The sequence below is a fragment of the Streptomyces carpinensis genome, assembly GCF_002154505.1.
GTDB lineage: Bacteria > Actinomycetota > Actinomycetes > Streptomycetales > Streptomycetaceae > Streptomyces > Streptomyces carpinensis.
In genome coordinates this window covers 1-632 of sequence record NZ_MUBM01000713.1, presented here as the reverse complement: position 1 = coordinate 632, position 632 = coordinate 1, and the positions used below count along the sequence as shown (strand labels likewise).

Here is a 632-nt window from a genome sequence, read left to right as displayed (position 1 = left end):
GTGGAGGCGGGGACAAGGGGAAGGGCCGGTCCAGTCCGGCGGCTTCACCGGACGATGCCGCGGGGTCCCGCGCGCTGCCTGCCTCGCTCACCGCGCAGCGGCTCGACTGGGGCCGTTGCAAGACCACCTCCGACTCCCCCGCGCCGGGCGCCGACTGGCAGTGTGCGACTCTGAGGGCGCCGCTGGACTGGTCCCGGCCGGACGGCGAGACCATCGGCATCGCTCTCATCCGGGCGAAGGCCACCGGTGAGCGCACCGGTTCGCTGCTGTTCAACTTCGGCGGCCCTGGCGGATCCGGCGTGGCCACGCTGCCGGCGTACGGCTCCGCGGTCGGCACACTCCGGCAGCGGTACGACCTGGTGAGCTGGGACCCCCGCGGGGTCGGCGCGAGTGAGGGGATACGCTGCCGCGACGACCGGCGGATCCAGGCCGCCGAGGCGATCGACGCGACACCGGACACGCCGGCCGAGGAACAGGCCTACCTCCAGGACGCGGCCGACTTCGGCAGGGGTTGTGCGAAGGCCGCCGGGAAGCTGCTCGCGCACGTCTCGACGACCGACACGGCTCGGGACATGGACCTGATCCGGCAGGTCCTCGGTGACCGGAGGATGCACTACTTCGGCATCTCCTAC

General features: G+C 72.6%; 1 pseudogene. It reads left to right on the top strand.

The features are described 5' to 3' along the window. A pseudogene (locus BZY54_RS48220) lies at nt 1-632 on the top strand (alpha/beta fold hydrolase); the annotation flags it as partial.